Here is a 26,793-nt window from a genome sequence, read left to right on the forward strand (position 1 = left end):
TGGGTCGAATTACTGTTTGACGTCTGCTGCCGGATTCGATCCGGCTTTGGCGCTGCGGCCCGGATTCAGCGGATCGTCCTGGCGCTGTACAGACCCTTCGAAATGCGCTCCGCTTTCGATGGCGATGGTCTTGTGGATGATGTCGCCTTCGACACGTGCGGTCGATGTCAGACGCACCTTGAGGCCACGTACGCGACCCACGATACGTCCGTTGATCACGACGTCATCTGCGGTGACTTCACCTTTGATCGTTGCCGATTCACCAATGGTCAGAAGGTGAGCGCGGATGTCGCCTTCGACTGTGCCTTCCACCTGTATGTCACCAGAGGTTTTGATATTGCCAGTGATGTGCAGATCCGAAGACAGAACCGACGCAGGCGGCTTGGGCTTGGGTGCAGTGGCAGGTTTCGACTCGGTCGGTGCAGGGGCCGCTGGGGTCGCCGGAGCAGCTGGTTTGGCCGCCTCGGGTGCCTTGGATGCGGGCTCGTTGATTTTGCTTTTAGAAAACATTTCTCGCAGCCTTGATGTAAGTCATTGGGTTTACGGGTTTTCCGTTCACGCGCACCTCATAGTGCAAATGCGTGCCGGTCGACCGTCCGGTGCTACCCATATCAGCAATATGATCCCCGCGCGAGACCCTTTGACCAACCTTCACGTTGATCTTGGTGTTATGAGCGTAAAGTGTCTCAATTCCGAATGCGTGCTTGATTTTCACAAGCCGTCCGAAACCGGATTGCCAGCCTGCATGGGTAACGACGCCGTCTGCGGTCGCAAAGATATCCGTGCCTTGCGGCCCTGCGAAATCGACCCCGTTATGCATCCGGCGACCACCGGTTTTGGGGTCGCGCCGGCTGCCATAGCCGCTGGTGAAACGCACGGCCGAATGTACAGGATTGGCAAAGGGGGCCTTTTCCGCCGCAAGTCGGTAAAGGTTCAGCTGATCCATCTGTTTCAGCAATGTATTCGCGCGGGCTTCCTCGGCGGACAACTCGTCCACCTCACCGCGCGTGCTAAGGGATAAAGGGGTCAGCGGACCGCCCATACCGCTATATCCGCGCCGGACCTCTTCGATGATACGGTCTGTTGGCATTCCCGCCTGACGGAACATCTTGTCCAACGGCTCGACCGAAATCACCATGGCCTCTTCCAGCTGCCGGAAAATCTCGTCGCTGCGTTCCTGCATAAGGCGAATTTCCAGCTCAAGATCATCGCGCTGGTCCAGTGCCTCGCGGGCGTCGGCGGCGATCTGATCGCGTTCCTCGGCCGTACGCGCCAGAGCGTCCGTCATGAAGGCCATCTGTACCGGCGCGCTGGAGGCCGTTACGTACATGTCTGTGTTGCTGTTTTCCTGCTTCAGCGCCGCCAGTTCCTTCCGCGCATCTTCCCGCTGTTTCATGGTGGTGCGCAGCGTGGTTTGAATGACTTCGATCCCCGTCTCAAGTTCGCGACGGCGGTTTTCCGAGGCCAGCAGTTCGGACTGCATGGCGGATATCTGTTCCAGTGCGGCGTTGAAACGATCCTGAGCGGCGAGGGCTTCCTGCGCACGGGCGTCGCGTTCTGCGGACAGGACATTCAATCGTTCCTGATAGGTTGCCTGGTCGCGTTTCGCCTGTTCCCGGAAGTTGCCCGAACCGATGCTGTCCATCAGCAGAATGGCAGTTGCGACAGCGGTCCATCCGACCATGACGGCAACACCGGCCACCGCGACCACCTGCGTTTCCGAGCTGAGACGGATAAAACGTGTATCTTTGTCAGACTTCAGAAAAACCCGGCGTTCCGGAAAGTACCGTTCAAATGCGGAGTGTATTTTTATTGCCAGACGTGTTCGCACGCGTCCTACCTCTCATCCCCAAGATCGGGACCGGTCGTGAGTGCCGGCCGCTCCTTGGGCCGACTGCATAAAGGGCAGGCAGCGTTCGGGCAAGTTTGTTGATCAGTCTGGCGCCAACTGCGTAGAAATCCCCCCAAAGATCGGCGGGAAATTGCCGAAAACTATGTTGAGGCGTCAGCTCGTGATTTCGCCAGGCGCGGGCAGGTCTTCGGTCAGCGGCCAGTAGAAATCGGGCGGCAACCCGGCCTCGGCCCGTTTTTCCTCGTTGAAGGGTGGTTTGAGGACGCCGTGGAAATACCGGCGTACCAATGCGTGAAACACGTCCTTGGGGTCCGTGTTTTCCCGGCCGCATAGGAAGTGAAACCACTTGGACCCATAAGCGACATGGCCGACTTCTTCGGCATAGATCACCTCAAGCGCCGCGATGGCCTGCTCAGACTTGGCCTTGCGAAAAATCTCGATCATGCCGGGGGTCACATCCAGACCACGCGCTTCGAGAACCATCGGAACGACCGCAAGCCGTCCCATCAGGTCGTCTGCGGTGTCTTTGGCCGCGCGCCACATGCCCGCATGGGCGGGCAAGGCGCCATAGTGGCTGCCCATCTGTTCCAGACAATCGCAGACCATCTCGAAATGGCGCGATTCCTCTTCGGCGCATTTTACCCAATCGTCATAAAACCCGATCGGCATCGGCACATGGCCAAAGCGGGCAATGATATCCCAATGCAGATCGACGGCGTTCAGTTCGATATGCGCCACGGCGTGCAAAAGGGCGATGCGGCCCGCCTCGGTGCCCGGTTTGCGCTTTGGCACCTCGCGAGGAGACAGGAGTTCTGGCCGTTCCGGGCGCGCGGGTCGCAGCGGGGGTGACGCCGTCCCGACCTCGATCGGGGGCGCGTCGCCCTTGCGCGACGCAAACCACGCGGCGGCGTGCTGTTTGGACAGGGCGGTCTTTTCCCGACCTTCCGCCGTTGCAAGAACTTCGGTCGCCATCTGAGTCAGCGATTTGGACACCATTATTCTCCGCCTGGTTGATCCTGTGGCTCTTAAACCGGATGGCGACCGTGGTCGAGGGCGTTACAGCGCGCGCACGGCTTCCAGCACCTCGTCTACGTGACCGGGAACTTTGACCTTGCGCCAAACGCGGGCAATTTTGCCTTCGGGATCGATGATGAAAGTCGAACGCTCAATCCCCATCGACTTGCGCCCATACATGTTCTTTTCGACCCACACGCCGTAGTCTTCACAGACGGTCGAGCTCTCATCCGACAACAGCGGTGTGGTCAGCCCATGCTTGGCGACGAATTTGTCATGTTTGGCGACGCTGTCGCGCGAGATGCCGAAAACTTGAGCGCCCGCATCGGCAAAGGCCTGAAGTTGTTCCGAGAAACCGATGGATTCCTTGGTGCAGCCCGGCGTATCATCGCGGGGGTAGAAAAACAGAACCACGGTGCTACCGCGCAACGCCGAAAGCGTCACCTCGCCGCCGCCGTCGCGCGGCAAAGTGAAGTCAGGGGCGATGTCTGAAACGTCGGGCATTGGAAACTCCGCTAAAGGTTTTTAAAGGCTGCCTGATATCATAGGGCAACGCGTGCGGGTTGGAAGGCGTGGATAGCAATTTGAAGCAGCACGAAGACGACGACGGAGCACAGCCCGTTAAGCCCGCGCGCCGTCGGTCTCGCCGCCGGGCCGCTGGTCTGTGGGCCATGCGCGGCACTTTCGTGCTGGTACTTCTGGCGCTGTTCACCGGTTTCATGGTTGTCGGACAACGAATGCACGCACCCGTCTGGCTGCGGGACAGGGTCGAAGCGCGGCTTGAGCAGGCTTTGGGCGGGCTGCAAATCCGGTTTGGCGATGTGAGTTTCATCATTCACGAGGGATGGCGACCCCGTCTGCGTTTGACCGATGTGGCCATCAGCGACGCTGAGGGTCGGCAAATTGCGCAGGTGTCCGACATGCGCGCCAGCCTGGCCATGCGCCCCTTGTTGCGGGGGCACGTCCGCCCCAAAAGGATAATTCTGAGGGGTGCGCAGATCGCCGTGACCCGGGACAAGGACGGGGCGCTGAGCCTTACGGTCGGGTCCGGCAGCGCACCGGTGCAGGAGGCCCCGAACCTGGCACAGCTTATCGAGGCTTCGGATCAGGTTTTCCTGTCTCCGGCGCTATCGGCGCTGACCTCGGTCGAGCTTGATGCGATCACACTGGATTATCGCGATCTTCGGCAGGGGCGGTCCTGGATTCTGGACGGTGGGCATATTCAAGCCAACCGAAGCGGCAACGAAGTGCGCTTGGCAACCGGGTTTTCGGTTCTGGCGGGGCGTGACTATGTCAGTGCCATCGAGGCCAATTATACAAGCGTTCTGGGTACACCTGCCGCACAATTCGGGATCTCGGTCACTGACCTGCCAGCCGAGGACATCGCGGGCCAAACGCCCGCCCTTGCCTGGTTGCAGGTTCTGCGGGCCCCGATCTCGGGTGCCTTGCGCGGTGGTGTCGACGAAAACGGAGCGATCGGAACTTTGTACGCCACGCTGAATCTGGGGGCGGGGGCGGTGCAGCCAAACCCGGAAACACGCCCGGTTCCCTTCGAATCCGCGCGCACCTATTTCACCTATGATCCCAAAGGTCAGATTCTGGATTTCAACGAAGTTTCGGTGGTCTCGGCCTGGGGTGAGGTTCAGGCTGACGGAAAGGCGTATCTGGAAGGTGCAGAAGATGGCGTGCTGGACAGCCTGTCTGCACAGTTGCGGCTGTCCGGTATCAACGTGAACCCGGCAAACCTGTTCCCGCAACCTATTCAGCTTTCGCGGGCCAGCCTGGATTTCAAGATGGTCCTCAACCCGTTCCAGCTGCATCTGGGTCAGATGACCATTGAAGATCCGGGTCACACGGTGCGTGCCTTTGGCGTCCTGACCGGGCGGCCGGATGGCTGGGCCGTCAAGCTGGACGCACACCTGGATCAAATGACGTCGGACAAGGTTCTGGGATACTGGCCCGAACGTCTGGCCCCGAAACCGCGAGAGTGGGTGACCGAAAACCTGTACGAAGGGGTTCTGTCGGATATGGACTTTGCCCTGCGCCTGCTGCCCGGATCGAAACCGGATCTATATCTGGATTTCGGATTTGAAAAGGCGAAGATTCGGTTTGTCAAAACGCTGCCGCCGATCGAAAAGGCGCAGGGTCAGGCCAGCCTGATCAACAGCAGGTTCACGGTCACTGCACAGCAGGGTGTTGTGATTGCGGATGACGGCGGTGCTGTTGATGCGTCGGGGACGTCCTTCATCATACCCGACACGGATATCAAGAAATCCGCGCCTGCGATTGCGCGCATTCAGGCCAAAGGCAGCGTGACGGCCGCGTTGTCGTTGTTGGACAGGCCTCCGCTGGAATTGCTCAGCAAGGCGGGGTTGCCCGTTGACGTAGCGAAAGGAACGGTGTCGCTGGCGGGAACCCTTTCCTTGCCTTTGAAAAAGGGTCTCAAGTTTGACGAGACCGAGTTCCATTTCGACGGAAGGTTGGCCAACCTGTTCAGTGACCGCTTGGTGCCCGGATTTGACGTTAGTGCTGATCTTCTGGACCTTTCTGGTGATCAGTCCGGCGTTCAGATTCAGGGGCAGGGGCAGTTCGGGGATGTACCGCTGACGGCGCTCTGGCGGCAGCCTATAGACGGCAAGTCGGATCAGCGAAGCACCCTGACCGGTCAGATCGAGCTGTCGCCGCGATTGATGGATGAGATCGGCGCCGGCCTGCCTCCGGGGATGCTGACCGGCAAAGGGATTGCAGATATCACGTTGGGGCTCGGCGCCGGGGTTGCCCCGAAATTATCCGTCACATCCGATTTGCAGGGGGTCGCGCTGGCCATACCCGAACTTGGTTGGAGAAAGGGGGCCAATTCGACCGGCTCTCTGACGGCCGAAGCGACTTTGGGATCGCAGTTGAAGGTGGATAGCCTGCGCATAAATGCAGCCGGATTGCGTACATCAGCCTCCATTACGTTTCGCGAAAACGGCGAATATGACCGGGTTCGCTTCACCTCTTTTGACCTCGGCGACTGGCTGGCGGTCCCGGCAGAGCTGATCGGGCGCGGAAACGCCATGCCGGATATCCGTGTGCTTGGCGGCGTCCTTGATATGGGTCGCGCGAATTTCGGCGAAAGCGGCGGATCGGGCGGCGGGGGCGGCGCCGGGCCTAAACTGGACGTGGCTCTGGATCGCCTACAGGTTACGGAAACCGTCGCGCTGACCGGGTTCCGGGGCGCATTTCAGACGACCGGCGGAATACAAGGGAACTTCACCGCGCAGGTCAATGGCGGCGCGCCGGTCAGGGGGCAGGTCAGCCCCAGAGGGAACCGAAGTGCTGTTGACCTTACGTCGCAAGATGCGGGGTCCGCGCTGCGATCGGCCGGAGTACTGACACAGGCGCGGGGCGGAGAAATGAATCTCAAGCTCGAACCTGTGACGGCACCGGGCAGCTATGACGTGATACTGAAAATCACCAACACGCGGATTACCGACGCCCCGGCCATGGCGGCCTTGCTGAATGCCATCAGCCTTGTGGGCCTGTTGGATGAAATGGCGGGGCAGGGTATCTTTTTTGCAGCAATCGACAGCCGGATGCGTGTCACCCCCACAGACATCAAAGTGCTAAGCGGCAGTGCCGTCGGCCCGTCGATGGGCCTGTCTTTTGATGGCACCATCGATACGGTGAACGGATTGCTGAACCTGCGCGGTGCGATCTCGCCCATATACCTCCTCAACGCAGTTGGCAGCGTGTTTACGCGCAAGGGCGAGGGCGTCTTTGGCTTCAACTACACTCTGACCGGCCCGCTTGCCTCGCCCAAAGTGTCGGTAAATCCGTTGTCCGGTCTCGCACCTCTGTTCCTGCGCGACCTGATGCGCGCCCCGGCACCCAAAGTTCAGGATGGTCCGAACGCAGTGCCGCAGAAACCGGATGAACCCAAACGCACATTCGGCTCATCCCCAAGTGACCGCTGACAGGATATGGCCGAATCTGACGCAGGGTTGTAAGGCGCGGGCATGAAACTTAGCGATTTTGATTTCCATCTGCCCGAAGACCTGATCGCCACGCGGCCGGCCAGCCCGCGTTCCTCTGCGCGCTTGCTGGTGGCGCAGGGGGATGCAATCACGGACAGCCATGTTTTCGACCTGCCCGATTTCCTGCGGCCGGGTGACCGGCTGGTGTTGAATGACACACGGGTCATTCCGGCGCGACTGAACGGCCGACGCCACCGGGACAGCGCGCAGGGGCCGGTTTCCGCAGGGATCGAGGCCACTTTGCTGGATCCACAGGCCGATGGCACGTGGTCTGCGTTGATCAAGCCGCTCAAGAAGGTGAAGCTTGGGGAAGAGATTGTCTTCTCGGATGATCTCAGCGCCACACTGGACAGGGTTGCGGATGGCCAGGCGTATCTACGCTTCAATCTCAGCGGCGAGGATTTCGACGCGGCGCTGGATCAGGCCGGAGCAATGCCTCTGCCGCCCTACATCGCAGCCAAACGTCCGGCTGATGAACGGGACAAGACGGACTATCAGACCATCTGGGCAAATCATTCCGGTGCCGTGGCCGCCCCGACCGCATCATTGCATTTCGATGAGGCGTTGATGAAGGCGCTGGCAATACGGGGGGTAAGCTTCACGCATGTGACGCTTCACGTGGGGGCAGGGACTTTTCTTCCGGTCAAGGTTGAGGATGTCACAACACACAAGATGCATGCTGAATGGGGGCAGGTAAGCCCCGACGCCGCCGCTGAGATACAGGCAACCAAGGCCGCCGGCGGGCGGGTGATCCCGGTGGGGACAACGGCTTTGCGCTTGATCGAAAGTGCGGCAAGGTCAGGAAAGATCGAACCCTGGGAAGGCGAAACGGATATCTTCATCTATCCCGGTTTTGAATTCCATGTCACTGACGCATTGATGACCAATTTTCATCTGCCGAAGTCCACGTTGCTCATGTTGGTTTCGGCACTGATGGGGCAGGATCGGATGCGCGATGTCTACGCGCATGCCATCGCCCGGAAATACCGGTTCTTTTCCTATGGCGACGCGTCGCTTTTGATCCCTTGAGAGGCGCGGAAACAGCATCGCGGATCGGGAATGTCGTAGACAAGCGCGACGTAGGCGGTCTTTGATCGCAGAACGACACTAAAATCAGGTTGGCATTAGTCGGAGGCCCCAATGATTCAGGTCCTTTCCAGCGCATGGGCGCTGCTGCTCGGCATGGGGTTGCTGATGGTCGGAAACGGCCTCCAGGGTACGATTCTGGGTGTGCGGGGTGAGATCGAAGGCTTTTCGACCCTCGAGATGTCTTTTGTCATGTCGGCCTATTTTCTGGGCTTTCTGGGCGGCTCACGTCTTGCGCCCGAGATGATCCGGCGCGTTGGCCATGTGCGGGTTTTCGCGGCCCTTGCGTCGTTTATTTCGGCCGTGATGATCATGTATCCCATGCTGACCAACCCGATCGCGTGGGCCTTGGGCAGGGTGGTGATCGGATTCTGTTTTTCGGGCGTCTATGTCACCGCTGAAAGCTGGCTCAACAATGCGGCCAGCAATGAAAATCGCGGGCAGGCGCTGTCGCTCTATATGATCGTCCAGATGACTGGGATCATCAGTGCGCAGGCGCTTGTTCTTGTCGGCGACCCGGCTGGTTACGAGACCTTTGTGATCGCCTCGATCCTGGTTTCAGTGTCCTTCGCACCGATTTTGCTGTCGATCTCGCCGACACCGGCCTTTGATACCACCAAACCGATGACCCTGAAGAAACTACTGGAAACCTCGCCTCTGGGCTGCGTGGGCATGTTTCTTCTGGGGGGTGTGTTTTCCGCGCAGTTCGGCATGGCGGCGGTGTATGGCGCCCGGGCAGGGCTGTCGCTTGTTGAAATTTCAACCTTCGTTGCGGCGTTTTATATCGGCGCAGTGGTCCTGCAATACCCTTTGGGCTGGTTCTCTGACCGTATGGATCGCCGCTTTCTGATCCTGCTTGTGGCGCTCGCCGGTGCCGGTGGCGCAACGATCGCTATGATGATGGGCGGATCGTTTCCAATTCTGCTTGCTTCGGCTTTCCTGATCGGCGGTATGTCCAACCCGCTATATTCACTGCTGATCGCGCATGCGAATGACTTTCTGGATCACGAGGACATGGCGGCCGCATCCGGTGGGCTGGTATTCATCAACGGTCTGGGCGCGATTGCCGGGCCGGTGATCACCGGCTGGCTGATGGGGGATGCCGTATTCGGGCCACCGGGCTTTTTTCTCTTTATTGCGGCACTGTTACTCGCAATGGCACTTTACGCCCTGTATCGGACGACGCAGCGGGCATCGATACCCGTGGACGAAACCGGCACAATGTCGACGCTGTATCCAACGGCCTCGCCAGTTGCGTTTGAAGTGGCACAGGAAGTCGCCATCGAAGCCGCCGAGGCCGAACAGGCTGAGCAGGAAGATGCCTAGGACACAGGATTATGTCGCAAGTGTTGCAATATGTTACTGTAACAGTTCTGTAAAACGGCCTTAAATGACGTTACGTCCAAACTACGGGCACAAGACGGAGTTTAAGGCAATGGTAACGCCTGAAGAAGTATTGAGTTTTTGGTTAGATGAGGTGGGTCCAAAGGGCTGGTACATAGAGGATGAAGCGCTGGATTCAGAAATCCGCGCACGTTTTCAATCAACGTGGGAGGCTGCGGCCGAGGGCAAGTTTTCGCTCTGGCTGACCTATCCCAGCGGGTCACTGGCTTACATAATTTTGACGGACCAATTTCCACGCAACATGTTCCGCGGGCAAGCGCGTGCTTTCGCGACGGACCGAGCGGCCTTGGCAGCTGCAAAATGCGCGGTAGACAGAGGCTGGGACAAGAAGATCGATGAACCGGCCCGGCAGTTCTTTTACCTGCCGATGATGCATTCGGAGAATCTGTGCGATCAGGAACGCTGCGTGCGTCTGATCTGTCAGAACCTGAGCGGCGATACAAGCAATCTGCTGCACGCCCGTGCGCATCGCGAAGTGATCCGCAAGTTCGGTCGTTTCCCTTACCGGAACAAAGCACTGTCGCGCAGCTCGACCCCCCATGAAGAGGCTTATGTCGACATGGGCGGCTATGGCAGCACCGTGCGAGAGCTGCAAGCAATGGCCTGAGACCGTACAAAGGTTTTGCGCCTCTGTTGCTAGTGCGGGGGCTTCAGGCTCCCGGCTCGCATCCTTTGAACGACAATACCCATTCGGACGCGATGTCTGCTCCGGTCTGTATGGCTTGGGCGATCAAAACCTCTGGTGTTTCTTCAAGTTCTGTGAATCGCTCCTGCGCAGTTTGTAGCTTTTGTTCAACTGCGTTCAGGCGGCGCAATGTTGCCTGGATATTTTGAGCGGTTTGACTGTCCGTAACTTGGTTTTCCCTCATCAGCGTCGTCAAATCACCGCGCAACGCGGAAAGCTCGCCCCGAATGCCCTTCGCCTCATCCCGAATAGGGGCAAGAACTTGCACTGTCTCTGAGAATTCCGCCGAGACACTTTCGACTTTCGATGCCAGCTTCCAGCCTAAAAACAAGCACAGCGCCACAAGTATCAAAGTTGCGTTTAGCAGAGCAAGCGCCAGATCTTTTAGTGTTTTGGCCATGGTAAACCCCTTGAATTCAATGTGTTCACAAATGTCCGAGCGGCGTCGGCGTTTCTGTTCTAGCCATAGCATGGGCCTGCGTATAGGCTGAAATCCGCATATTCAGGTAAGGTTTACCCTGCGTCTCATTTGTCGCGGGAACGCGTGTTGATGCGTTTCTGAAAATAGTTTAATGGTAAACTAAATTTTCACCACCTGCGCCGAGAGGAACACATGGCTGCACAATCCTATGATCTGATCGTAATCGGGGCTGGCCCCGGTGGCTATGTCGCCGCCATCCGTGCGGCCCAGCTTGGACTGAAAACCGTCGTGGTCGAGCGCGAGCACCTTGGTGGCATCTGCCTGAACTGGGGGTGCATTCCGACCAAGGCATTGCTGCGGTCCTCCGAAGTGTTCCATCTGATGGAACGCGCCAAGGATTTCGGATTGAAGGCCGACAACTTCGGTTACGATCTGGACGCGGTCGTCAAAAGATCCCGTGGCGTTGCCGGGCAGCTTTCGGGCGGCATCGGCCATCTGCTGAAAAAGAACAAGGTCGCCGTGGTGATGGGGGAGGCGACGATCCCCGCAAAAGGCAAGGTCAGCGTCAAGACCGATAAGGGCACCGAAGAACTGACGGCCAAGAACATCATTCTTGCAACCGGCGCACGGGCCCGCGAACTGCCCGGTCTCGAGGCTGACGGCGATCTGGTCTGGACATACAAGCACGCGCTGCAACCACCCCGGATGCCAAAGAAGCTGCTGGTCATCGGCTCGGGCGCGATCGGCATCGAATTTGCAAGTTTCTACAACACGCTGGGGGCCGACACGACGGTGGTCGAGGTTATGGACCGCGTGTTGCCCGTGGAAGATGCGGAAATCAGTGCCTTGGCCAAGAAAGCCTTCACCAAGCAAGGCATGACCATCATGGAAAAAGCCATGGTCAAGCAGTTGGATCGCGGCAAGGGCAAGGTCACCGCTCATATCGAGGTCAAGGGCAAGGTTGAAAAGCACGAGTTCGACACCGTTATCTCGGCTGTCGGGATTGTTGGGAATGTCGAAAACCTCGGGCTCGAGGCGCTGGGCGTCAAGATCGACCGCACGCATGTGGTGACGGATGAATATTGCCGCACCGGCGTCGATGGCCTTTATGCGATCGGTGACATCGCGGGCGCGCCCTGGCTTGCACATAAAGCCAGCCACGAAGGTGTCATGGTTGCCGATCTGATCGCGGGCCAGCATGCGCATCCGGTCAAGCCCGAAAGCATCGCCGGATGTACCTATTGTCAGCCGCAGGTGGCCTCGGTGGGATATACCGAAGCCAAGGCCAAAGAGCTGGGCTATGACATCAAAGTCGGTCGCTTCCCCTTCATCGGCAACGGCAAGGCCATTGCTCTGGGCGAACCGGAAGGTCTGATCAAAACCGTGTTCGACGCCAAGACTGGCGAACTGCTGGGGGCCCATATGATCGGCGCGGAAGTCACGGAACTGATTCAGGGCTATGTGGTTGGGCGGCAGCTGGAGACCACCGAAGAAGACCTGATGAACACGGTCTTCCCGCACCCGACTCTGTCAGAAATGATGCATGAAAGCGTGTTGGACGCTTATGGCCGCGTGATCCACATGTAACGTCATACGCGTGTTGCGGTCGGACAGGGGGCTCTGCCCCCGCCCTTGCTGCGCGCGGCTCCCCCGGGATATTTTGGGCCAGATGAACAAGGGATCCTTTATTCATCTGGCGTCAAATATCCCGGAGCGCGAGGCAGAGCCTCGCTGAAATCCGTTACTTGTTCAAAGCATCCAGAATGCGGGCCCACGAACGGATGCCCTTGTGGAAGCTTTTGACGTCGTATTTCTCATTCGGCGAATGGATTGCGTCGTCCTCGTTGGCATAGCCGACCAGCATCGAATCCAACCCCAGAACGGTATTGAAATACCCGACGACGGGGATCGAGCCGCCCATGCCGGTAAACACCGCTTCGCGGTCCCACTCGTCCGACAGTGCTTTGCGCGCGGCTTCGAATTCCGGGCGATCGATATTCATGACCGAAGCGGGCGAACCTTCCAGATCGTTGTCCCAGACAACTTTTGCATCCGGGGACAGGTGATCCTCGACATGTTTGCGGATCTTGTTGCGCAGCGCGTCGGGGTCCATGTCGCCGACCAGTCGGCACGTGATTTTACAATGCGCTTCCGAAGGGATAACGGTTTTCGAACCTGCGCCATTGTATCCGCCCCACAGCCCGTTCACCTCAAGTGTCGGGCGCGCCCATTGCTGTTCGAGCGTCGAATAGGCTTTTTCGCCGTGCGGCTGGGTATAGCCGACCGAATTCAGATAATCCGCTTCATCGAAACCGCAATTCTGCCACTGGCGCAGCTGGTCCTGGGGCACTTCATGAACGCCTTCATAGAAGCCATCGACCGCGACACGCCCGGTTTCGTCATCATAGAATGAGGCAACGATTTTCGACAGCTCGCGCAGCGGGTTCAGCCCCGGACCACCGTAATGGCCGGAGTGCAGATCGATGCGGGGCCCGATGATGGTGAACTCGTCCTTCAGCATGCCGCGCAGCTGCGCGGCAATCGACGGAACACCTCGCGACACCATGGATGTATCGCAAACCAGCGCCAGATCCGCTTTGAGTTCGGCCGCGTTTTCTTCGAGGAAGGGGACCAGCGAGGGTGAGCCGGATTCCTCTTCGCCTTCAAAGAAGAAGGTGATGCGGCAGGGCAGGGTTCCGTGCACCGCTTTCCATGCGCGGCAGGCTTCGACGAATGTCATCAATTGACCTTTGTCGTCCGATGCCCCGCGCCCGCGGATGACGGGGCCGTGCTCGGTATCTTCGATGGCAGGGTCAAACGGGTCGCGTGTCCAAAGGTTCAATGGATCGACAGGTTGCACATCATAATGGCCATAAAACAGGATATGGGGTGCATCCGAGTCCTCGCCCACATGGCCTACGACCATCGGGTGCCCCGGGGTTTCCCGTTTTTCTGCTGCAATTCCGATACTGTTGAGGTCGGCAACCAGCCAGTCGGCCGCACGGCTGACGTCGGCCTTGTACGCGGGATCGGTTGAGATCGAAGGGATGCGCAGCAGCTCCATCAGGCGGTCGATCGAGGTTTGCAGATCTTCGTCAATCCGGTCCAGCACGGTGTCTAGCGACATGGGTATCTCCTGCTTGTCTGTGTTCGCGCGAACCCTAGCAGCGTTGATAGCGCCGTCCAGAGCGGTTGATCTGAATTGTTCATGCAATCACAAGCCCGCGAATGACGTTGCGCGGGCTGCGTCGTTTCCACGCGTCCGATAGCCGGAACTATACTTGCCGTGAGCATTGCAAACTTATATTTGATGCAAATCAAAGTTGGGTTCACCTGTTCGGCTGTAACCAGCTGAATAAAGTAACACAAAGCTGCTGATACAGGTTAAGCTGTTGGATGTGGCAGACTAATTGCCCAAGGGAAACCGGAAACGGGCATTCAAGGAGGGTCCGTTGGACTATACTGCTCAGCTCGATTCAGCGATTGCCAGGCTGCATGACGAAGGACGTTACCGGACCTTCATCGATATCGAACGTCGCAACGGACACTTTCCGCACGCGGTACGCACGCGCCCGGACGGCTCGCAGCAGAACATCACCGTATGGTGTGGCAATGACTATCTGGGCATGGGCCAGCACCCTGTTGTTCTGAACGCAATGCACGAGGCGGTCGAAGCCGCAGGTGCGGGATCGGGCGGTACGCGCAACATCTCGGGAACAACGGTCTATCACAAACGGCTCGAGGCCGAACTGGCAGATCTGCATGGCAAGGAAGCCGCGCTTTTGTTCACCAGTGCTTATATCGCCAACGACGCCACGCTCAGCACGCTGCCCAAGCTGTTTCCGGGGCTGATCATCTATTCTGACGCGCTGAACCATGCTTCGATGATAGAGGGGGTGCGCCGAAACGGCGGGGCCAAGCGCATCTTCCGTCATAACGACTTGGCGCATCTGCGCGAATTGCTTGAGGCGGAAGATCCCGCCGCACCCAAGCTGATCGCGTTCGAGTCCGTCTACTCGATGGATGGCGATTTTGGTCCAATCGAAGAAATCTGCGATCTGGCAGATGAATTCGGCGCGCTGACCTATATCGACGAAGTGCACGCGGTGGGCATGTATGGCCCGCGCGGTGGCGGCGTGACCGAGCGTGACCGGCTGGCACATCGTATCGACATCATCAATGGCACTCTGGCCAAGGCATATGGCGTCATGGGGGGCTATATCGCCGCAAGCGCAAAGATGTGCGATGCCGTGCGGTCTTATGCGCCGGGCTTTATCTTTACGACATCGTTGCCGCCGGCAGTTGCCGCAGGGGCTGCAGCATCCGTTGCGCACCTGAAAACCGCGTCTGAGCTGCGCGAGCAGCACCAGACTCAGGCGAAGATCCTCAAGCTGCGGCTGAAGGGAATGGGCCTTCCGCTGATCGACCACGGCAGCCATATCGTGCCTGTGATCGTCGGCAATCCGGTGCACACCAAGAAGCTCAGCGATATGCTGCTGGACGATTATGGCATTTACGTGCAACCGATCAATTTCCCGACCGTCCCGCGCGGAACCGAACGTCTGCGTTTTACCCCGTCTCCGGTGCACGGACCCGACGAAATGAACCGTCTGGTGCAGGCGATGGACGAACTTTGGTCACATTGTGCGCTAAATCGCGCCGAACTTGCCGGATAACCTAACGCCAAAGTGTGCAACGAGTTTGCCGCGTGTTAAGCTTACGCTAACAAAACGAGTAGACGAATCATTCTGGGGATGATTCGCCACTTACGCGAAATACGCGACAGGCAGAATGGGGCAGCAGGGATGATTGGGCGCAGATCTCAGCGCGAATCCGAAGAGGACGTAGATGTCAGACCAAAAGGGTTTGACGACTACGAAGTTCGCCTAGGCGACAAGATGCGCGGTGAACGCGCAACGATGGGCAAATCTCTTCTGGATGTTCAGCGCGAGCTGCGGATCAAAGCCAACTATATCGCTGCAATTGAAAACGCCGACCCAGATGCGTTTGATACACCCGGCTTTATCGCCGGGTATGTGCGTTCCTATGCGCGCTATCTGGGTATGAACCCCGATGAGACCTTCGCGACTTTCTGCGAGGAAAGCGGATTTGAGGTTGCGCATGGCATGTCCGCAGAGGCCTCGGTGGTGCGGAAACCTTCGGGGGCTCTGCCTGCGCGCGGTCCGATGGGGCGCGATCCGTTCATTTCACCCAATACGCCCTATATTCCGGGCAAGGAGTCTCTGGTCAGCCAGATTGAACCGCGCGCAATCGGCTCGTCGCTGGTTTTGCTGGCGGTGATCGGTGGCATTGGCTATGGCGGCTGGGCTGTTTTGAACAAGATTCAGCAAGTACAGGTCAGCCCGGTTGAACAGGCACCGGTGGTTCTGTCTGATCTGGATCCGCTGGATGCGGCGCGCAGCAACGTGTCTGATGACGCGGCACAAGTGGCGAATGCCGAAGCACTGGACCGTCTCTATCGTCCGCAGGCACTGGATGTTCCGGTGCTGGTCTCGCGGGATGCTCCGATCTCAACGCTTGATCCGCGCGAGGTTGGAACCTTCCGCCCGCCCGAATTGCCGCAGTTCGAAGTGGCTGAACTGCACACGGTCGAAAAACCTGCCCTGCCGCAAGTGGTCGAACAGATCGACACCACGCTCAAGATCGTGGCCGTTGACCCCGCCTGGATGCGTGTGACGGCTGCGGATGGCAGCGTCATTTTCGAAGGTACGCTGGGAACCGTCGAGCAAGGCAGTGTATTCGAAGTGCCCCTGACGGAAGAACCGCCGACATTGCGTGCGGGCGCGTCGGGATCGGTATATTTCGCGATGAATGGTGAGCATTACGGCCCGGCGGGTGCTCCGGGCACGGTCGCCAAGGGTGTTGTTCTGTCGAAAGACGCCGTGTCCGAGGCCTATGCCGTCGCCGATCTGGAGGCGGAACAGAACAGTGCGCTCAAGCAACTGGTGGCGGAACTGCAAACCGAGGCGACAGAAACGCCCACCGAGTGATCTAGCCATTGCGATAACCCCGTTGCCGAACTATCTACAGTCGCAACTCAGGCAGACGCGGATCCGTCCTTATGTCCCTCAATCACGTGCGCCCATGGCGCGACATCTATCGTCGTAAATCCCGTCAAATCATGGTCGGCAACGTCCCCGTTGGTGGCGATGCACCCATTGCCGTTCAAACCATGACCAACACGCTGACCACCGATGTGGCGGCGACCGTGGCGCAGGTACAGGCGGCGGCTGAGGCCGGCGCTGACATCGTTCGCGTCTCGGTTCCTGACGAAGCGTCATCCAAGGCGCTGAAACAGATCGTTCGGGAAAGCCCGGTGCCCATCGTGGCGGACATTCATTTCCACTATCGGCGCGGGATCGAGGCCGCCGAAGCGGGCGCTGCCTGTCTGCGCATCAACCCCGGCAATATCGGCGACGAAACCCGGGTAAAAGAAGTCATCCAGGCGGCGCGCGACCACAACTGCTCGATCCGCATCGGCGTGAACGCGGGCAGCCTGGAAAAGCACCTGCTTGAGAAGTATGGCGAGCCGTGCCCCGAGGCGATGGTCGAAAGCGGGCTGGAACATATCCGCATCCTTCAGGACAATGATTTTCACGAGTTCAAGATCAGCGTAAAGGCCAGCGACGTGTTCCTGTCGGCCGCGGCCTATCAGGGCATTGCCGAGGCGACGGATGCCCCCATCCATCTGGGCATTACCGAGGCCGGAGGGCTGGTCAGCGGCACGATCAAATCGGCCATCGGGTTGGGCAACCTGCTTTGGATGGGGATCGGCGACACGATCCGCGTCAGCCTGTCTGCTGATCCGGTGGAAGAGGTCAAGGTCGGGTTTGAAATCCTCAAATCCCTTGGCCTGCGTCATCGGGGCGTCAATATCATCTCGTGCCCATCCTGCGCGCGACAGGGTTTTGATGTCATCAAAACCGTCGAGGCGCTGGAACATCGCCTTGAACACATCAAGACGCCGATGTCCCTGTCGATCATCGGCTGCGTGGTCAACGGGCCGGGTGAAGCGCTCATGACCGATGTTGGTTTCACCGGCGGCGGGGCAGGGTCCGGCATGGTCTATCTGGCCGGCAAAGCCAGCCACAAGATGTCGAACGACCAGATGATCGATCACATCGTGGAAGAGGTCGAGAAAAAGGCGGCTGAACTGGATGCGGCGGCTGAAGCGGCTGAATAGCATGTTTCTTCGCGACATTTAAAAACCGGGCATCTGTTGTGTAGCGCAATGGATGCCGCCGCCAAGCTCTCCCAGCACATCCACGTCAAGCGTCACGACTTCACGCCCAGGGTGGTGCCTTGCAAGCGTTTCCGACGCGATCCTGTCTGTTTCCGAGTCTCCGAACCGGGCCGCAATCACACCGCCATTGCAGACGTAGTAATTGGCATAAGAGGCCACGAAATCCGGGTCTTCGACACGGCGGAAATGCGGCTCGGGTATCGCGTCCATGTTGATGCCCGCGGCAATGAGACGATCATGGGTGTCCAGCGCGGCCATGTGGAAAGGATCATCTTTGTCCGGTTCATCCGGCAAGTTGATGATGCCGCGACCGGGGCCGGTAAAGCGGGCCAGACTGTCAATGTGATAGTCGGTGATATCTTCGCCCCAGACTCCTTCGGACCAGATCATGCGTTTGGCCCCATAGGCCGCCAACAACCGGGCTTCGATCTCGTCCCGAGTGAGGCCGGGATTGCGGTTGTCATTCACCCAAGAGCTTTCATGCGCCATTAGCGTCCCATGCCCATCCTGCTCGACGCCACCGGCTTCGCCGATCAGCCCGGTCGGCAACAGGGGCAGACCCAGCCTTTCGGCCACTCTGCCGGCAATTTTCGCATCATGTGCGTGAACCTGTTTTCTTCCCCACCCATTGAACTGGATCTGTTGGACCGCAAGCGCGCCACGGGTATTGATCGCAAAGACCGGGCCTGCGTCCCGGCACCACAGATCTTCGGTCGGGACATCCCAGATCTCGACCGCCGCAGAAAGCCGTTTGCTGATGTCTGCGTGATGTTCCGATCCGGCGAGCATTGTGACGGGTTCAAAAGCAGAGATCGTGTTTGCGATTTCCGCAATACTCCCCTGTACCATTTCCAGAAAAACGGGATCGCGATATACGGTGCGGCTGACCGGCCATTGCATGAAAGTGCGTTCATGCCGGGCGTCTTCGGCCGGCACGTGGAAGCCTGTCGCGGACTGCGCAATAGACTGGCCAGAGAAACACGTCATACCCAACGCTCCTCCGGCCACCAGAAATTCCCGCCGCTTCATGGCACGTCGCCGACAGATCCGGCCTTAGCCGCGTTCGGCACGTATACCGTTAACGATCTGCTGCATCTGATCGGCTGGCAAATAGCCACGCAGCATCTCTGTGCCCAACACGAACGAAGGCGTGCCCGAGATCTGCATCCGCTGGGCCAGAGCACGGGTGCGCGCAATCTCATCCGTAACGCGATCGCTGTCCATCGCCGCGATGATCTCGTCGCTGTTCAGCCCCAAACCGTCCGAGATGCGGCGCAGGGCAACTTCGGTTGGCTCGCCGGTGAATTCCAGCAGGGCATCATGGACCTGCTTGTATGCGTCGTCGCCCGCCACGTGTTTGGTGGCCACGGCAAAACGTGAGGACAGCACAGACGCATCACCCAAGATGGGGAATTCCTTGATTACAAGGCGGATGTTGCCGTCTTCTGCCAGCAGGCTGGTAACTTCGGGAACGGCACGGCGGCAATAGCCACACCGGTAGTCCATGAACTCGACCAGCGTGATGTCGCCATCCGGGTTGCCGCCAACCCAGCTGTACCCGTCATCAAACAGTTCATCCGCATTGGCGGCGACCAGTTCTTTGTCCGCCGCGGCTTCGGCGACGGCATTGCGCTCTTCCAGAATGTTGATGGCTTCGATGATCACTTCGGGGTTTTCCAGCAGGTATTCGCGCACTTGGGCACCAAATTCCGCCTTCTCGGCATCGTTCATCGCGTTCAAGTCCAGCGCCTGCGCCGAGGTCGTCGCCATGGAAAGCCCCAGAAGGGCGGGTGCAGCATGTCTGAGGATCATTTCCGTTTCCTTTTGTCTTTGTCGAGTCGTTCCGCCGCAATCAACACGTCTTGTGCCCTTTGCCAACCCGGTGAACCTTCGGGCAGTCGTGCCACGGCGCGTTTCGCGTGAATTCCGGCATCTTTCAACCGCCCTTGCAGCGCATACCGCTCTGCCGTCACGGTGGATGCCATACCATCATTGCCAACCCGAGCATAGGCCACACCCAGATCCTGCAACAGCCTAGCGTTCCGGTAGTCCCGGGCGCGGGCTTTTTCCAGCACGCTCAGGGCCTGTTTGGTTTGACCCTGCGCCAGCAACGCCCGCCCGTATCCAGCCAGGATAAGCGCATCGTTCGGAGCCATTTCAACAGCGTTCCCATACGCTTCAACAGCCGCGCCTACTTGCCTGTTTTCCAGCAGAATTTGCCCTTTCAGGTCATAATAGTAGGGGTCGTTCGGGCGCAGCGCCAGTGCCGCGTCGATGGCACGGCGCGCGCGATCCAAATCACGGTTCTGATGATGGGCCGAAGCCTCGCGCATCAGGCGGATGTCCTGGGCGGCTTCTTCTTTGGCGCGCCGTAATGTCCAACTGGGTGAGCGTAAAAAGGCCGACAGTTTGCCTTTGACGCGGGCAAACCAGTAATCGGCATTGGCATTCGGAACGGCTTTGTCGCCGAACTCATCCAGAAACGCTTCGGCGGCGCGCAATCGTTCACGACTGGTGGGATGCGACCGCATGTACGGGTCCTGATTGGCGACGCTCAGCAATTCCTGACCCGCAAATTTTCTGTGCAGCTCCACCATGCCGCTGGGGGAAATCTGAGCCCATCGCAGATAGCTTGCGGCGCTTCGGTCGGCCGAGGCCTCTTCGGCGCGGGTATGGCCCAGAAAGCTGCGGATTGCGGCGCCTTGGGTGCCTGCGGCGATGCCAATGGCGGCTTCACCCCCTCCGGCCACAGCCGCAAGAAGGGCCAAAGCGGTACCAAGGCCTGCATTGCGCCGCGCCGCCTTCAGGTTTTCGGCGCGCCGGGCCAGATGGCCGTTCGCGATATGCGCGGCCTCATGCGCGATCACTGCTTGCAGCATTTCGGGGTTTTCGACCGTAAGGATCAGCCCGTAATTCAAATAGATGGCGTTGTAGTCGATGACGAATGCATTGAACGTGTTGTCATTGACCACAAGGATTTGAACCCGATTGGTGTTCAGACCGGCGGCACGCAGAACCGGAAAGGCCAGCTCGCGCAGGCCACGCTCGATATCGGGGTCGCGGATCAGGCTTTGCCCATGGGATTGCGTTGCCGCCACCAGCCAGACACCAAACGACAGGATCAGAGCCGGGATTGACGTCAGCAGGGATACGCGTTCAAAAGCCATGGCTGCAACATGGGAGATGGGCATGAGAAACTCAACCCGGTCCGGGGTCGATCCCTTCATCGTGATGGACGTGATGGAAGCTGCGCGCCGTGCGGAAGAAGCGGGCCGCCATGTGATTCACATGGAAGTTGGCCAGCCCGGAACCGGCGCCCCCAAGGGCGCGACCGAGGCGCTGGCGAAAGCGATGGATCAAAGCCCGTTGGGATATACGGTGTCTCTGGGTTTGCCTGCGCTGCGAAAGCGTGTCGCGCAGCTTTATGGTGAATGGTACGATGTGGACCTGAACCCGGGGCGCGTGGTCATCACGCCCGGATCGTCCGGCGGGTTTCTGCTGGCTTTCACGGCATTGTTCGACAGCGGGGATCGCGTCGGAATCGGTGCGCCGGGGTATCCGTCTTATCGCCAGATTCTCAGGGCACTTGGATTGGTGCCGGTCGATCTGCCGACCGCGCCTGAAAACCGTCTGCAACCCGTGGCAGCGGATATTCAGGGAATGGGCCTGAAGGGGCTGATGGTGGCGTCTCCGGCGAATCCTACCGGCACGATGCTGGATCACGCCGCCATGGGGTCGCTGATCGAAGCCGCACACGGGCAGGGGGCATCCTTCATCAGCGACGAAATCTATCATGGTCTGGAATACGAGGCCAAGGCCGTGACCGCGCTGGAACTGACGGATGAGTGCTATGTGATCAACTCGTTTTCCAAGTATTTCTCGATGACCGGTTGGCGCGTGGGCTGGATGGTCGTGCCCGAGGATCAGGTGCGCGTGGTCGAGCGGATAGCCCAGAACATGTTCATCTGCGCGCCGCATGCCAGTCAGGTTGCCGCACTGGCCGCGATGGATTGCGAGGACGAACTGCAAGCCAATCTGGACGTGTACCGCCGAAACCGCGCCCTGATGCTGGACGGGTTGCCCAAGGCGGGCTTTACGAAAATCGCGCCTCCGGACGGGGCTTTCTATGTATATGCCGACGTGTCTGACCTGACCGATGACAGCCGCGCATTTGCGGCCGAGATTCTGGAAAAGGCCGGCGTCGCGGTCACGCCGGGTCTGGATTTCGATCCGCAACGCGGCCATACGACGTTGCGTTTTTCCTATGCGCGCTCGACGGCCGACATTCAGGACGGGCTGGAACGGTTGCGCGTTTTCATGACCCAGCGGAAGGTGATCGGGGAACCTGCCTGAGCCGTTCACAAATCAGCCCTTGTGGTATAGGCTGCCTGGCAAACGATCTCGGGAAAACTTGAGGCCATGAGCAGGATCTTCATTTGCATTGCCCTGTTCTGGGCGCTGTGCGGCAGTGCCGTCGCGCAGGATTTCAGTGCGCTGGCACGCGTTCAGCCCGACCAAAGCCGCATCACGGATGTGGGACGAACCGGCGTTCGCGTGGATATCGGCCTGAGCCAGGGGGTGCCGTACCGGATCTTCACCTTGCAGGATCCGTACCGGATGGTTCTGGACTTCAACGAAGTGGATTGGACCGGGCTGAACCGAACGGATTTCCTGCAATCCGAACGCGTCAGCGGCGTACAATTCGGAGCCTATGTTCCGGGTTGGTCGCGGCTGGTGTTGGAACTGGGCGCTCCGATGGCCGTAGACACTGCCGTATTGTCAGTTGCCGAGGTTTCGGGGGCGGCTCTGCTGACTCTCAACCTCAAGGGCACGGATTTTGATACGTTCAACGCAACTGCAGGTGCGCCGCGCAACCCGGGATGGGACCTGCCGGAACCGGCTGATGTGCCGCAGGCATCGGCGCGCTCGGCAGACAGACCGTTGCGCGTGATGCTCGATCCGGGGCATGGCGGGATTGATCCGGGTGCCGAAATCGACGGCGTTGATGAAAAAACCCTGATGCTGACCTTTGCCCGCGAACTGCGCGAAGTTCTCTTGCGATCAGGAGGTTATGAGGTGGTCCTGACCCGGGTTGACGACCAGTTCGTCTCGTTGGAGCGCCGGATTGCCCTGGCGCATCGGGCTGGCGCGGATCTGTTCATTTCGCTGCATGCGGATTCCCTTTCGGAAGGTCAGGCCCATGGGGCTGCCGTCTATACCCTGTCGGCCGATGCTTCGGATGTGGCGAGTTCAAAACTGGCCGAGCGGCATGATCGTGGGGATTTGATCTCGGGTATCGATCTGAACGGCGCCGATGATCAGGTGGCAGATGTTCTACTTGATCTGGCGCGCCAGGAAACGATGCCGCGGACCAGTTCCTTGGCCAGCGCGATTGCCAACGGGATGGCCCAGCAAGGCGGGCCGATGAACCGTAAACCGCTGCGGACCGCTTCGTTCTCGGTTCTCAAGGCGGCCGATATTCCGTCTGTTTTGGTCGAACTTGGATTTCTGTCGAGCCCCAGAGATCGAGAAAACCTCAGGGATTCGGAATGGCGGGCGAAAATGGCCTTGGGTATCTTTCAGGGGATCGAAGACTGGCGTCAGCAGGATGAGATCCGCAAATCCCTGATTGGCCAGTGACCTTGCGACGCAAAACGGCTAGAATACGCTTGGTGTTTTGACCCTTGGGCGGTGCAACACTATATAGGCACCACCGCGAGAAAAAGGCAGTAACGTGATCCGGTTCATTCTTTCGTTTTTCGGGGCGATCTTCAGTATCGTTACCTTGGGTATTTTCATGGTCGCACTGGTGATCGGTGCGGTGTTCTGGATGTATGGCCGGGACCTGCCCAGCCACGAATCCCTGGCCCAGTACAAACCCCCGACGATCAGCCGGATCTATTCGGGCGAAGGCCAGTTGATCGACGAATTCGCGCAGGAACGCCGCCTGTTCACGCCGTCCGCGGAAATTCCCGATCTGGTGAAGCAGGCGTTTATTTCGGCGGAAGACAAGAATTTCTATACCCATCAGGGGTACGACCCACGCGGCATTGTCGCGGCAGGTGTCGAAGCGGTGCGCACCAAAGGCGGAACCGTGCGGGGTGCGTCGACCATTACGCAGCAGGTGATGAAGAACTTCCTGTTGTCGGGCGACCGCCGGGCAGAACGCAAGATCAAGGAAATCATCCTCGCCACCCGGCTCGAGGATACCCTGGACAAGGAGCAGATCCTTGAGCTGTACCTGAACGAGATCTTTCTGGGTCAGAACTCGTACGGTGTGACGGCCGCCGCACAGACCTATTTCAACAAGACCTTGCAGGAACTTGCCCCGCACGAAGCCGCGATGCTGGCCGCGATGCCCAAGGCGCCGTCGGATTACCACCCGGTTCGGGAAAAGGAACGCCTGCTGGCCCGCCGAAACTATGTGCTGCGTGAGATGTACCAGAACGGTTACATCGATCAGGCGACCTATGAGTCCGAGGTCGAGATGCCGCTGCGCTCGGTTCAGAACGGCGATTTCGAAAGCTTCCGCACCGCATTGCCGCCGCGTGACTACTTCACCGACGAAATCCGTCGCCAACTGAGCGAGGACTTTGGTGAAGGTGAGTTCTTTACCGGCGGCTTCACGGTTCGTGCGTCGGTGGACGAAGAAATGCAGGTCGAGGCCGCAAAGGCCCTGCGCACGGCGTTGCAAAAATATGACCGGTCGCGCGGGAAATGGCGCGGCACCGGCGAAGTGATTCCGGAAGAAAAACTTGCGGATGAGGCACAGTGGCGCGAGGCACTGTCGCTTCTGGAAATCCCGCGCGATGTGGTGCTGCCGACCCGCTGGTATCCCGCCGTGGTTCTGAATGTCTCGGATCAGCAACTTACCGTCGGGATCGAAGACGGCCCTGCGGATGGCACTATTCCGCGGTCCGATATCAAGTGGATGCAGGGTGATTTTGCGACGAACTTCAAACGCGGTGATGTGATCCTTGTTGTCGAGGGCGAAGAGGGGCAGTGGTCTGCCCGTCAGGTGCCCGAAGTTCAGGGCGCTTTTGTGGCGATGGATGTGAACTCGGGCCGCGTTCTGGCGATGCAGGGCGGGTTTTCTTATCAGGATACCGTTTTCAACCGCGCCACGCAGGCACAGCGCCAGCCGGGGTCCAGCTTCAAACCCTTTGTCTATGCCGCCGCGCTGGACAGCGGATACAGCCCGGCAACCATCGTTGTGGACGCACCGATCGAGGTGAACACGCCACAGGGCTTGTGGCGGCCCAAGAACTCGTCAAACAAGTTCTACGGGCCGACGCCCTTGCGCACCGGGATCGAGCAGTCGCGGAACCTGATGACCATCCGTCTGGCGCAAGAGGTCACGATGCCGGTGGTTGCAGGCTACGCTGAACGCTTTGGCGTCTATGACCGGATGGGCGCGTTTCTTGCAAACTCGCTGGGGTCCGAAGAAACGACGCTGTACAAGATGGTCGCGGCTTATGCGATGTTCGCGAACGGGGGTCAGCGGGTTGAACCCACTCTGGTCGACCGTATTCAGGACCGGTTCGGCAAGACCATCTATCGTCATGATGATCGCCAATGCCTGAATTGCAACTCGACCTGGCTCGAGCCCGACGAGGCCCCGACCCTTGTTACGGACCGCGCGCAGGTAATGGATGCCATCACGGCTTATCAGCTGACGTCCATGATGAAAGGCGTGGTGGATCGCGGCACCGCCTCGCGCTATGTGAACCTGCCGGTGCCGACTGCCGGCAAGACCGGAACCACCAACGAATCCAAGGATGCGTGGTTCATCGGCTTCACCTCGAACATCGTGGCTGGCTGCTATATCGGATATGACCGCCCGCGCCCGATGGGCCGGGGGGCTTATGGTGGTACCTTGTGCGGCCCGGTGTTCCAGAGCTTCATGGAAAAAGCCGTCGAAAAGTATGGCGGTGGGCCATTCAAGGTTCCAGAAGGTGGCCACTTCATCAAAATCGACCGTTTCAGCGGGGCCCGCTTGCCGGATGACGCCACTGGCGACTATGTCGTAGCCGAGTTCTTCCGCGACGGTGTCGATGGGTTCATCGACCGTGTTTACGACGGTGGTTTTGCGATTGGTTCCGACCTGCCCTTGTTCGAGGAAGCGCAGCGCGCAGGCGTGCAGGTTCAAACCTCCACCGGTCAAACCATCACGGTCGGCCCCAAGGCCACGCAAGGCGATCTGAGTACCGGCGGTCTTTACTAATCGGCCGCGTCCAGAAAAAGGCGCAAAAGATCGGCTTCCGGGTCGTTTTCGATGGCACCGTCGGATCGCCAGCAGATGGACAAGGCGCATTTGACGGCTGCCCATTGGGTCAGCCGTTTCTTTGAAATATTCATGGCTTCGGAATATAGCGACAGGCAGGTTTCGATCTGCCGGGGATCGCGCACCAATTCGGTCATGCCTTTTGGGTGCCGCAGTGCATTTGCCAGTTCAAAGGCCGGATCTCCTGCATATCCTTTGGCATCGAAAACCCGCGGGCCATTGTGGGTCAGAATAATGTTGTCCGGGTGAAGATCCCCGTGCAGGGGCACCGGCGTGGGCTGGCTGATCAACAGGTGCTGACCCAGATTTGTGGCGGACAGCATGTCCTTGCGCAGAAGGGTTGGGCAGGCCGGAGCAAAGGTGCAGCCGAACAAAGGGGCGAACACCTGGTTCAGGGGTTTCAAGCCACCGACGTCAGCGGTGGCCTTCCCATGCAGGCGCACCGCCGTTTCTGCAAGGATCGCAACAGCGTCTTCAGGGCGTCCTGCCCGCGCAATGTCCCCCAAAGACGGGCCTTCCAGCCATTCCATCAGAACGGCATTCCGTTCCTCGTTGAGAACCCGAACCGCGCCCCGGTCATGCCAGGTTTTCAACAGCGCGGTACCGGGTCCTTCGTTGCCGCGATCCGGTTCGCGATAGAGTTTCAGGGCGGCCGGCCCGTGTTCCGACTGTACCTTCCACACCCGCGCCTGGGCTGTCTCGGCAACCAGTTCCGGCTGATGCAATTCCCATCGGTCCAGAAACTCTTGGAATGTGTCTTGCAT

At 59.1% G+C, this 26,793-nt stretch carries 21 protein-coding genes; 11 read left to right on the top strand and 10 right to left on the bottom strand.

The genetic code is table 11. The annotated features are described in order from the left end of the window. Positions 1-9 precede the first annotated feature (9 nt). From GOW04_RS02465 to GOW04_RS02480, 4 genes are all read right to left on the bottom strand, one after another. Entirely contained in the window at positions 10-510 is a 501-nt protein-coding gene (locus tag GOW04_RS02465) for a polymer-forming cytoskeletal protein (protein WP_117868644.1), read from the bottom strand. Beyond that, entirely contained in the window at positions 500-1,831 is a 1,332-nt protein-coding gene (locus tag GOW04_RS02470; RefSeq protein WP_171231446.1) for a M23 family metallopeptidase, read from the bottom strand. Before GOW04_RS02470 ends, GOW04_RS02465 begins: the two co-directional genes overlap by 11 nt. A gap of 174 nt (positions 1,832-2,005) precedes the next feature. Further along, positions 2,006-2,824: a ferritin-like domain-containing protein gene (locus GOW04_RS02475; protein WP_371814366.1), complete on the bottom strand. Its 819-nt coding sequence runs from the start codon at positions 2,822-2,824 to the stop codon at positions 2,006-2,008. 84 nt (positions 2,825-2,908) lie between these two features. After that, positions 2,909-3,370, bottom strand: coding sequence for a peroxiredoxin (locus GOW04_RS02480; protein WP_171115431.1), 462 nt, complete (start codon positions 3,368-3,370; stop codon positions 2,909-2,911). A 68-nt stretch (positions 3,371-3,438) separates the two neighbouring features. Between GOW04_RS02480 and GOW04_RS02485 the strand changes: the two genes are divergently transcribed. The 4 genes from GOW04_RS02485 (at position 3,439) to GOW04_RS02500 (ending at position 9,982) form a co-directional block, all read left to right on the top strand. After that, entirely contained in the window at positions 3,439-6,825 is a 3,387-nt protein-coding gene (locus GOW04_RS02485) for a DUF3971 domain-containing protein (protein ID WP_371814343.1), read from the top strand. A 42-nt stretch (positions 6,826-6,867) separates the two neighbouring features. After that, a complete protein-coding gene (gene queA / locus GOW04_RS02490; protein ID WP_171231449.1) occupies positions 6,868-7,914 on the top strand; it encodes a tRNA preQ1(34) S-adenosylmethionine ribosyltransferase-isomerase QueA in 1,047 nt (348 codons plus the stop codon). Between the two features lie 111 nt (positions 7,915-8,025). Next, on the top strand, positions 8,026-9,297 hold the full coding sequence (locus tag GOW04_RS02495; protein WP_171115435.1) for an MFS transporter: 1,272 nt from the start codon (positions 8,026-8,028) through the stop codon (positions 9,295-9,297). Positions 9,298-9,406: 109 nt separating this feature from the next. Then, a complete protein-coding gene (locus GOW04_RS02500; protein ID WP_152458288.1) occupies positions 9,407-9,982 on the top strand; it encodes a DUF924 family protein in 576 nt (191 codons plus the stop codon). Positions 9,983-10,025: 43 nt separating this feature from the next. On the opposite strand, the gene GOW04_RS02505 is transcribed toward GOW04_RS02500, so the two are convergent. Continuing rightward, on the bottom strand, positions 10,026-10,460 hold the full coding sequence (locus GOW04_RS02505) for a hypothetical protein (RefSeq protein WP_171231450.1): 435 nt from the start codon (positions 10,458-10,460) through the stop codon (positions 10,026-10,028). A gap of 213 nt (positions 10,461-10,673) precedes the next feature. Here GOW04_RS02505 and lpdA point away from each other — a divergent pair, with 213 nt between their 5' ends. Then, positions 10,674-12,068: a dihydrolipoyl dehydrogenase gene (lpdA, locus tag GOW04_RS02510; RefSeq protein ID WP_171231451.1), complete on the top strand. Its 1,395-nt coding sequence runs from the start codon at positions 10,674-10,676 to the stop codon at positions 12,066-12,068. 154 nt (positions 12,069-12,222) lie between these two features. Here lpdA and GOW04_RS02515 read toward each other — a convergent pair whose 3' ends face one another. After that, positions 12,223-13,608: a dipeptidase gene (locus tag GOW04_RS02515; protein ID WP_171231452.1), complete on the bottom strand. Its 1,386-nt coding sequence runs from the start codon at positions 13,606-13,608 to the stop codon at positions 12,223-12,225. 325 nt (positions 13,609-13,933) lie between these two features. Between GOW04_RS02515 and hemA the strand changes: the two genes are divergently transcribed. The 3 genes from hemA to ispG all read left to right on the top strand — a co-directional run bounded on the left by hemA (position 13,934) and on the right by ispG (position 17,685). Further along, positions 13,934-15,157, top strand: coding sequence for a 5-aminolevulinate synthase (gene hemA / locus GOW04_RS02520; RefSeq protein ID WP_171231453.1), 1,224 nt, complete (start codon positions 13,934-13,936; stop codon positions 15,155-15,157). 129 nt (positions 15,158-15,286) lie between these two features. Continuing rightward, a complete protein-coding gene (locus GOW04_RS02525) occupies positions 15,287-16,492 on the top strand; it encodes a helix-turn-helix domain-containing protein (RefSeq protein ID WP_171231454.1) in 1,206 nt (401 codons plus the stop codon). A gap of 71 nt (positions 16,493-16,563) precedes the next feature. Next, positions 16,564-17,685, top strand: a complete 1,122-nt coding sequence (gene ispG / locus GOW04_RS02530) for a flavodoxin-dependent (E)-4-hydroxy-3-methylbut-2-enyl-diphosphate synthase (protein WP_171204937.1) — start codon at positions 16,564-16,566, stop codon at positions 17,683-17,685. Positions 17,686-17,703: 18 nt separating this feature from the next. Here ispG and GOW04_RS02535 read toward each other — a convergent pair whose 3' ends face one another. The 3 genes from GOW04_RS02535 to GOW04_RS02545 are packed head-to-tail and all read right to left on the bottom strand — an operon-like array spanning position 17,704 to position 20,936. After that, positions 17,704-18,774, bottom strand: coding sequence for an agmatine deiminase family protein (locus GOW04_RS02535; protein WP_171231455.1), 1,071 nt, complete (start codon positions 18,772-18,774; stop codon positions 17,704-17,706). A gap of 24 nt (positions 18,775-18,798) precedes the next feature. Next, positions 18,799-19,557, bottom strand: coding sequence for a DsbA family protein (locus GOW04_RS02540; RefSeq protein WP_171231456.1), 759 nt, complete (start codon positions 19,555-19,557; stop codon positions 18,799-18,801). Continuing rightward, positions 19,554-20,936 (bottom strand): M48 family metalloprotease, encoded by a 1,383-nt coding sequence (locus GOW04_RS02545; protein WP_171231457.1) that lies wholly within the window; start codon positions 20,934-20,936, stop codon positions 19,554-19,556. The genes GOW04_RS02540 and GOW04_RS02545 overlap by 4 nt, the downstream gene beginning before the upstream one ends. Between GOW04_RS02545 and GOW04_RS02550 the strand changes: the two genes are divergently transcribed. The 3 genes from GOW04_RS02550 (at position 20,935) to GOW04_RS02560 (ending at position 25,969) form a co-directional block, all read left to right on the top strand. Next, entirely contained in the window at positions 20,935-22,098 is a 1,164-nt protein-coding gene (locus GOW04_RS02550; RefSeq protein WP_171115449.1) for a pyridoxal phosphate-dependent aminotransferase, read from the top strand. The genes GOW04_RS02545 and GOW04_RS02550 overlap by 2 nt on opposite strands. A gap of 66 nt (positions 22,099-22,164) precedes the next feature. Further along, the gene (locus GOW04_RS02555) at positions 22,165-23,385 is read left to right on the top strand and encodes an N-acetylmuramoyl-L-alanine amidase (RefSeq protein ID WP_171231458.1); all 1,221 of its coding nucleotides are present in this window, start codon (positions 22,165-22,167) and stop codon (positions 23,383-23,385) included. A gap of 94 nt (positions 23,386-23,479) precedes the next feature. After that, a complete protein-coding gene (locus GOW04_RS02560) occupies positions 23,480-25,969 on the top strand; it encodes a PBP1A family penicillin-binding protein (protein WP_171231459.1) in 2,490 nt (829 codons plus the stop codon). On the opposite strand, the gene GOW04_RS02565 is transcribed toward GOW04_RS02560, so the two are convergent. Next, complete coding sequence (locus GOW04_RS02565; protein ID WP_171231460.1) at positions 25,966-26,793, bottom strand: aminoglycoside phosphotransferase family protein; 828 nt, start codon at positions 26,791-26,793, stop codon at positions 25,966-25,968. The genes GOW04_RS02560 and GOW04_RS02565 overlap by 4 nt on opposite strands.

This window comes from Ruegeria sp. HKCCA4812 (genome assembly GCF_013034245.1).
Taxonomy (GTDB): domain Bacteria; phylum Pseudomonadota; class Alphaproteobacteria; order Rhodobacterales; family Rhodobacteraceae; genus Ruegeria.